8 protein-coding genes and 3 pseudogenes are annotated in these 7,866 nt (G+C 56.8%); 2 read left to right on the forward strand and 9 right to left on the reverse strand.

What is annotated here, in order from left to right:
• Positions 1-337: zinc-binding dehydrogenase (locus JCM13995_RS12060; RefSeq protein ID WP_156314478.1), on the forward strand; the 337-nt coding region annotated here is incomplete at its 5' end.
• Positions 334-564 carry a hypothetical protein gene (locus JCM13995_RS12065; protein WP_054665990.1) on the forward strand — a complete coding sequence of 77 codons (231 nt, stop codon included), beginning with the start codon at positions 334-336 and terminating at the stop codon, positions 562-564. The genes JCM13995_RS12060 and JCM13995_RS12065, both read left to right, overlap by 4 nt.
• Before the next feature lie 215 nt (positions 565-779).
• Here JCM13995_RS12065 and rplT read toward each other — a convergent pair whose 3' ends face one another.
• From rplT to coaE, 9 genes and pseudogenes are all read right to left on the reverse strand, one after another.
• Complete coding sequence (gene rplT, locus JCM13995_RS12070) at positions 780-1,136, reverse strand: 50S ribosomal protein L20 (RefSeq protein WP_054665993.1); 357 nt, start codon at positions 1,134-1,136, stop codon at positions 780-782.
• 67 nt (positions 1,137-1,203) lie between these two features.
• Entirely contained in the window at positions 1,204-1,404 is a 201-nt protein-coding gene (rpmI, locus tag JCM13995_RS12075; RefSeq protein WP_054665996.1) for a 50S ribosomal protein L35, read from the reverse strand.
• A gap of 37 nt (positions 1,405-1,441) precedes the next feature.
• Positions 1,442-1,972, reverse strand: coding sequence for a translation initiation factor IF-3 (gene infC, locus JCM13995_RS12080; protein WP_054666000.1), 531 nt, complete (start codon positions 1,970-1,972; stop codon positions 1,442-1,444).
• A 257-nt stretch (positions 1,973-2,229) separates the two neighbouring features.
• Positions 2,230-4,204 (reverse strand): annotated as a pseudogene (gene thrS, locus JCM13995_RS12085) (threonine--tRNA ligase).
• Between the two features lie 324 nt (positions 4,205-4,528).
• A pseudogene (gene dnaI / locus JCM13995_RS12090) lies at positions 4,529-5,451 on the reverse strand (primosomal protein DnaI).
• Between the two features lie 100 nt (positions 5,452-5,551).
• Entirely contained in the window at positions 5,552-5,863 is a 312-nt protein-coding gene (locus JCM13995_RS14070; protein WP_162230964.1) for a DnaD domain protein, read from the reverse strand.
• On the reverse strand, positions 5,811-6,809 hold the full coding sequence (locus JCM13995_RS15040; RefSeq protein ID WP_054666008.1) for a replication initiation and membrane attachment family protein: 999 nt from the start codon (positions 6,807-6,809) through the stop codon (positions 5,811-5,813). Before JCM13995_RS15040 ends, JCM13995_RS14070 begins: the two co-directional genes overlap by 53 nt.
• A 56-nt stretch (positions 6,810-6,865) precedes the next feature.
• Positions 6,866-7,335 (reverse strand): annotated as a pseudogene (gene nrdR / locus JCM13995_RS12105) (transcriptional regulator NrdR).
• A 53-nt stretch (positions 7,336-7,388) separates the two neighbouring features.
• The gene (gene coaE, locus JCM13995_RS12110) at positions 7,389-7,847 is read right to left on the reverse strand and encodes a dephospho-CoA kinase (RefSeq protein ID WP_225350880.1); all 459 of its coding nucleotides are present in this window, start codon (positions 7,845-7,847) and stop codon (positions 7,389-7,391) included.
• Between the last annotated feature and the right edge of the window lie 19 nt (positions 7,848-7,866).

A 7,866-nucleotide genomic window follows, 5' to 3' on the forward strand; every position in this document is an offset into this window, starting at 1 on the left:
CGCCGCACTGCCGCAAGTCGGCCTATCCGCGGTGACGATTCTCCAGGCGCTGGCGCTTGAGCCTGGGCAAACGTTGGCCGTTGAAGGCGCCAGCGGCGGCGTCGGGGCACTGGTCGTCCAGCTGGCTAAGGCGCAGCACCTGCACGTGATCGCCACCGCCAGTGCCCGCAATGCGGATTATCTGGCTCAACTGGGCGCTGATGAAATCGGACTGTACGATCAGGAAGACGTTGGCGCCAAGTTCAAAAATCAGGCGGACGCCACGGTCAACGCAGTCCGCGGCGGCCAAGATTACGGCGCCGGGCCGCAGCTCACGCGTCCTGGCGGGACCTGTTGACCACTGCCGATGCGAAGCCGAAGACGGACGGCAAGTGCCTCGAGCTGGTTCAACTCGGCGACCGCTCCCAGGCAAAACCTGAGGCCGCGTTTCCGATCCTCACGGCCCTGGCCCAAGCGCCCGGTTTCTCGGTGCGCATTGCCAAGCGCTGCCGTTTTCAGTGGCTGGGGTGCAGGAGGGCCACCGCCTGCTGGAATGCCACCACCCCGCCGGCAAGCTGGTCGTGATGACTGAAGCCTCACCGGAATAAAGAAAACCCTTCGCCAAAATTGATCACCTGGCGAAGGGCTTTCCCAACTGCGCGTATCGCTTGACGAAACTTGATTAAACCGCAGACTCGATCGTGGGTGCATCACTCGTTTGAGAGAAGCTGACACCACGGTTTAATGCGGTTGGCCCGTCAATCAAAAATCGGCCCCGATGAGGCCGATTTTTTATTGCCTTATGCCAAAGCTTTCTTGGCGGTTGCTGCCAAGGCAGCAAAGCCATCAGGATCGGAAACGGCGATGTCCGCAAGCATCTTACGGTTCATGTCAACGTTTGCGACCTTCAAACCGTGCATCAGCTTGCTGTAGGAAATATCGTTGATCCGCGCCGCAGCGTTGATCCGGGCAATCCACAGGGAGCGATAGTTGCGCTTGGTTGCGCGGCGGTCGCGGAAGGCGTACCGGTACGAAACCATGACCTGCGCACTTGCTGCCTTGAACAGCAGGTGCTTTGACCCACGATAGCCCTTGGCGAGCTTCAGGATCTTCTTACGACGCTTACGAGTAACTGTTCCACCTTTTACACGTGCCATGTTAATTCCTCCTCAAAAAAATAAAGCGAAAACGATCAGTGCGAGGGCCATCAGGCCACAGGCACAATTACTTCATCTGACTCATCATCTGGCGGATCCGCTTCATATCTGAGTGGGATACCAAACCTGACTTGCGCAGCTGACGACGCTGCTTCTTAGTCTTACCGTGGAACCGGTGACTGGTGTATGCGTGGCCCCGCTTCAAAGCGCCACTAGCAGTTTTCTTGAAGCGCTTAGCAGAAGCGCGGTGTGTCTTGAATTTTGGCATGACGATTTTCCTCCTAATACGTATGTTGAAGAATCAATTACTGATTCTTCTGATCTGGCTTTGGTGTGAGCATCAGGAACATGAAACGGCCATCCATCTTGGGACGAACCTCCACGTTCGCGATGTCTTTCAACGCGTCGGCCATTTGTTCTAGGACTTTTCGACCCAAGTCCTTGTGGGTGATCGCCCGGCCTCGGAACCGCACAGAAACCTTAACCTTGTCCCCTTTTTCCAGGAACTTCTGCGCGTTCTTCAGACGAGTGTTGAAATCAGCTTCGCCGATCGTCGGGCTCAACCGAATTTCTTTGATGCTGATGGTTTTTTGCTTCTTGCGTGCTTCGCGCTGCTTCTTCTGCAGCTCGAACCGGAATTTGCCGAAATCCATAATGCGGGCAACTGGCGGCTTGGCAGTCGGCGAAACCAGAACTAAGTCCAGGTTTGCCGTCGATGCAAGTTCCATCGCCTCGCTAGTGCTCTTGACGCCTAGTTGTTCACCATGTTGGTCGATCAAGCGGACTTCGCGGGCGCGGATCCCATCGTTGACCATCATATCTCGTGCTATGGCAATTCACCTCCGAATTAATTTCGAGAAAAGCAAAAAAACGACAGACACAGAATGTGCCCGCCGTCGATTATCTACCGATCATTTACCTAGAGGCCAAAGGCTTGGGTGAGAAGCGGGAACTTCTGCTTTTTCTCAACTTTCTAATCATACACGCACTGGCCTTGAGCGTCAAGCTTTTCTGCCCCGCAGCCGCGCGACGTAACCCGGCATTTGGGGCAAAAAGAAAAGAGGCAGGTTGCCCCTTTTCAGAAAAACGCTCATTACTTGTCCAGCTGCGCCTGGCCCTCGCCGCGCTTGTGCTTGCCGTCACGGCTGTAGTTCTTGATCTCCGCCTCAACGGACTCGATGAACAAGTTAGCCGGCATTTCCTCGCCAGCCGATTCTCCATAGCGGCGAACAGAGACGGCAGCGGAATCAACTTCCTTGTCCCCAACCACGACCGTGTATGGAATCTTCTGGGTTTGGGCTTCGCGGATCTTGTAGCCCATTTGCTCATTGCGGCTGTCGAGCTCGACCCGCAGGCCGGCCTTGAGCATCTTGTCTTTGAGCAGCTTGGCGTAGTCCATGTGCTGATCCAGGGATACTGGGATCAGTTCGATCTGCGTTGGCGCCAACCAGGTTGGGAAGGCACCCTTGTAAATTTCTGTCAGGTAGGCGATGAAGCGCTCCATGGTGCCCACGATGCCGCGGTGGATCATGACCGGCCGGTGGTTCTCACCGTCGGCGCCGACGTAGCTCAGGTCGAACCGCTCTGGCAGCATGAAGTCCAGCTGGATGGTCGACATGGTTTCTTCATTGCCCAGCGCCGTCTTGGTTTGGATGTCCAGCTTAGGGCCGTAGAATGCGGCTTCCCCTTCAGCCTCGTAGTAATCCAGACCCAGGTCGTCCATGGCGCCCTTCAGCATGCTCTGACTGCGGGTCCACATTTCATCATCGTCAAAGTACTTCGCGGTGTTTTTCGGATCGCGGTAGGACAAGCGGAAGGTGTAGTCAGAAATGTTGAAGTCCTCATAAACGGCCATGATCAACTTCAAGATCTTCTTGAACTCGTCTTGGACCTGATCCAGCGCGACGAACGTGTGGCCGTCGTTCAGGGTCATTTCCCGCACGCGCTGCAAACCGGACAAGGCGCCGGACTTTTCATAACGGTGCATCATGCCCAGTTCAGCGATGCGCAGCGGCAGCTCACGATACGAGCGGATGTGGTGCTTGAAGATCTGAATGTGGCTTGGGCAGTTCATCGGCCGCAGCTCCAGCATTTCGCCGTCGCCCATGTCCATCGGTGGGAACATGTCATCGCGGTAGTGGTCCCAGTGGCCGGAGGTCTTGTAGGCATCCAGGTTCATCAGAACTGGCGTGTAAACATGCTCGTAGCCATCGGCGATTTCCTTGTCGATGATGTAGCGCTCGATGATGCGCCGAATGGTCGCGCCTTTTGGCATCCAGTATGGCAGGCCGGCCCCGACCTTAGGATCGACAAAGAACAGGTCCAGGTCACGGCCGATCACGCGGTGGTCGCGCTCCTTGGCTTCCTGGCGGCGCTTGCCGTCTTCTTCCAGATCAGCTTCCTTGTAGTAAGCCGTCGCGTAGATCCGCTGCAGCATCGGGTTGGATGACTTGCCTTGCCAGTAGGCACCGGCAACAGACAACAGCTTGAAGTGCTTGAGGTCTTTGAGGTTTGGCAGCAGCACGCTTTCCTCAAAGTCGCAGAAATCGCCGAGCTTGAAACCGTTGACCTCATCGCCTTTGATCTCGTCAATCAGCTGCACCTTGTACGGCTCATCGGCGAAGGCCTTTTTCGCATCGGCCTTGCTCATGCTGATCTTTTCAATCGGCGCGTTGGTTGATGATTTCCTTCATCTTTGCATCGATCGCCGGCAGCTGATCGATGGTCAGCTGGCCGTCTTCGCGGTCAGTGTCGTAGTAGAAGCCGTCATCGGCAGCTTCGCCTTCGCCCAGCCGCACTTCCGGGTGCAGGGCTTTGATGGCCGCAGCCAGCACGAACGCGCCCGTCTGGCGCAAAACGTTCAACCCTTCATCAGAGTCCTTGGTGATGATTTCCAAACTGCCATCGGCCGAAAGCGCATCGTTCAGCCCAATGAGCTGACCGTTGTATTTTCCGGCAACGGCCTTTTTGGCCAGACTGTTGGCAATGCTTTTGGCAACGTCCAGCGTCGAAACGCCGGCGTCAAATTCTTTGATGCTGTTATCTGGTAACGTGATCTTGATTGACATACCCATTCTCCTTTTTTTTCGGAAACAAAAAATCGCCTCGAGTGTCATTTGACACTCGGGACGATTTTGCTCGCGGTTCCACCCGATTTGAAAGCACTGCTTTCCACTCGTTGCGCGTAACCTGCGCTGCGGGGGCCATAACGGCCAATCTCGGAAAGTGGTGCGGACGTCGATGCTCGGCTTTCAGCTGTGCCTGGGCTCTCTGGGTGGGACTTCCTTTTTGCTTCCGTCTTTGATACTTAGATTAAACCACAGCCCACTTCAGGGTGCAAGGCTTATGCGGCAAAAAGTTCACGAATTGTGCACTGGTGTGCATCTGCCAGCTTAAACATTGCGCCGGTCCGGCCCGCCAACGGTGATTTCCTTGGCCAAAAACCGCACGCGTTCCATAATGCGCTGCGCCTTGACCGGCTCGTCCGCCTTGCCTGTTTCACTGCCGGACAGGAACGCCGTCAGCTCCTGCATATTTTTGTTCGACGTGAACAGCGTCGGCAGCTCCTCCTGCATCCGGTACTGCAAGATCACGGCGAGCACCTCATCGCGGACCCAGGCGCTCCAGGCCTCAGCGCCGATATCGTCGATCATCAGCACCTTGGCCTTTTTGATGCCGTCCGTTTTGGCCAGTACGGAATTATCAGTAATCGCGTCCTTCATTTCCACAGCGAAGGTCGGGTAGTGCAACAGCGTCGAAGCGATACCGTGCTTCGCCAAATCATTGGCAATCGCACCGAGTAGAAAAGTTTTCCCAACGCCGAAAGGCCCGGTCAGGTACAACCCCTTGTGAAAATCATCTGGGGCCTCCGCCATTCCGGTAGTGAAATCCAGTGCCGCAGAAAGGGCCTGACCCCTGTCCTTTTCATCATAGGTATCAATGTCCGCATTCTTAATTGCTTTAGGCATATTTAAAGCAGTGATCAACCGGGATTTGGCTGCCAAAGCATCCTGGGCAATCTTCTCAGGCGTTGCGACGTACGTAATGTCGATCAGCCATTTGAGACCACTAGCTGAGGTTGGTAACCTGGCGCAATCAAAGGGTCTCCGGCCGCCAAACGATCCCGAGCGGTCACGAACTCGTAAATTTTGGCGGCGCCGCGAACCACCGCATCGGAAGCCAGCTTGCCTTGATTGGCGCTTAAAAAGGTCTGAACGTCAGGATCTGCGACCGCGTCCTGCACCATTTTGCGGTACTCACTAGTCAACTGGCGCCGATCCATAATCTTGGCCAGTTCATCCTTCATGGGTTTCATCGGTCTTTTCCTCCTCAGTGCGCGTAACTTTGCTCGTTTCTTGCAATCTCAGCGGCTAGCGCGGGATCCTCATCTGCACTATTTGCCTCATAAGGCTTATCTAACCAGTCCGGCTTCGCTCCTGGCGCGCCGGCTGTGCCTGCCGCCTACGCGACTGACGCGGCTTTTGCTGGTAATCCTTGATGGCTTGCAGTGCCCGCGCCGGACTGTCGACGCCAACGGCCAGCCAGCGATTGGCGATTGCGTCCAGCAGGGCCTGATTGACGCTGTCATAGTTTTGCAGAATGTAATCGATCAAAATATTGATGGTCGCATTGTCGAACACATTCCGCGCCGCCAGCTTGCGCACGGCCTGCAGCTCATTCGGCGCCACAAAGAGCTGGGCGTTTTTGCGGTGCTTGGCCTCTTCCAAAAATTCCCGTGGCGGCGTTGCCTGCGCGCGCTGGATCAGCGCCTGCTCGCTGGCTGACAGGGACTGCCTGCCTGGGCTGAGCGTCTGCGCTGGACGCACTTGACGCACTGGCAGTGCCTTTCGGCTTGAGGTGCGGCGCCTGCTTTTGATAAGTCTGCTCGACGATTTGCCTCAGTGCGCGCAGGCTCAACTCACCGGTCGCCCGGTTGGTCGCCTGCTGGATGAACCGGGCAAACACCGGCGGGGTCAGCCCGTAAAAGGTGGCCATCTGGGCTAAGGCCGCCCGGTGCTGACCTAGCTGGCCTGAGCGCAACCCACCTTTTGCCGTAAGCTGCTCAAGCAAATCCCAATCGTACCCGGCGCCATCGCTCAAAGTCACCTCAGGCAGCGGCTTTGGCGCCACGGTTTGCTTAGCGCTTTTGGTGCCAGCAGTCGGGACCACTGATGTCAGCTCGAAGACATCGAGCAAGCTGGCAGACACATCCTGCCAGCTTTGGGCGCGCACGGTGTGAATTGCGTACCGATTCGCCAGTTGCGCAAATCGCCCATCCCCCACGCGATCAAAGAGCAGCAGACTCAGCGTGTCGTCCTGGAAAAACCGGTCGGCCGCCACCGGTCGGTACAGCTCGTACGCCCAGTAGCGCCCACCGGCATCCGTCGACGTGTAGGTTTTCATCAGCCCCAGGGCCTCCAGCCTAATGCGGGCAGAATACAGCGTGTCGAGATCGACGCCCAAAAGGTCCATCAGCGCCGTCTGTTTTCGCCGATCGGCGGCGGCCGGTTGCCGGTGCGAATCGTTCCAGAGGCTCAGGTAAAGCGCCAGCGCGACCGGACCGATCAGCGGCTGGTAAAGGTGGACGACCACGTCCTGATCCTGATCGCTGAAATAAGTCGCCTGAACGACGATAAAGTCGTCCTGCGCCATGTAATTGCTCGGTCGCGCCAATGCTGTCCCCTCCTGACTCAAAAAAGTGGCGTCGGTTGCCCCACACCCACTTTTAATTACTTATCTTGATCTTTTTCCCGCTTCATCATGTCCTGCAGCTCCTGCATGAACACTGACATGTCCTTGAACTGCCGGTAGACTGAGGCAAAGCGAATGTAGCCACGTCGTCGACCTCGGCAAGTTGTTTCATCACGTACTCGCCAATCTGTTGACTGGAGACCTCATTTTCCCCAATCGCGCGCAGCTTGTTCTCCACGTTTTCGACGATCTTCTGCATTTGTTCCATCGTGACCGGACGCTTTTCGGCCGCACGGATCAGGCCCTTCAGGATCTTCTCACGACTGAACTCCTCGCGCGTGCCGTTCTTTTTGATCACCAGCAGCGGCGTCTGCTCGACCCGCTCAAACGTGGTGAAGCGAAAGCCGCAGTTTTCACACTCGCGGCGGCGCCGAATCGCGCGACCACCGTCTGTGGGCCGGGAGTCAACGACCCGGGAACTATTATGATGACAATGTGGGCAGAGCAAAGGCACACCTTCTTCATTTTGATACTACATTATACCACGAGGCACCCTGACAATCACCGGGCCAGCTGCCCCAACAGGTCCGCGACCTGGGCCTTGCGGGCGGCCGGTCCCTGAGAGTTATCGATCAGAAAATCTGCTTTGGCGATCTTGTCAGCCAGTGGCATTTGGGCATTGATGCGCGCCTGCGCCTGCGCCTGCGTCAGGCCATCGCGGGCCATAAGCCGCTCCAGCTGCATGTTCGGCGGCAGGGTCACCACCGCCACCCCGTCAAAGCCTGTTTCGTAATGGGTCTCGTAGAGCAACGGAATCTCGCCGACGACGACCCTAGCCCCGGTGGCTTTGGCCGCCGCCAGCGCATCGTTGATTGCATCGCGCAGGTACGGGTGATCGATGGCGTTCAGCTGAGCCAACTGGTCAGGATTATTAAACACAATGTCCCCCAGCGCCTTGCGGTCAAGCGACCCGTCCGCGCGCAGGACCCGCGCCCCAAACGCCGCCGCAATTTTCTTCAGCGCCGGCGCCCGGGCTCAA

It is taken from the genome of Lacticaseibacillus camelliae DSM 22697 = JCM 13995 (genome assembly GCF_001311195.1).
Taxonomy (GTDB): Bacteria; Bacillota; Bacilli; order Lactobacillales; family Lactobacillaceae; genus Lacticaseibacillus; species Lacticaseibacillus camelliae.

Bases quoted from the DNA above. Each gene is read 5' to 3' on its own strand.
- rplT (WP_054665993.1), bottom strand. From the start codon at position 1,136: ATGGCACGTGTAAAAGGTGGAACAGTTACTCGTAAGCGTCGTAAGAAG.
- rpmI (WP_054665996.1), bottom strand. From the start codon at position 1,404: ATGCCAAAATTCAAGACACACCGCGCTTCTGCTAAGCGCTTCAAGAAA.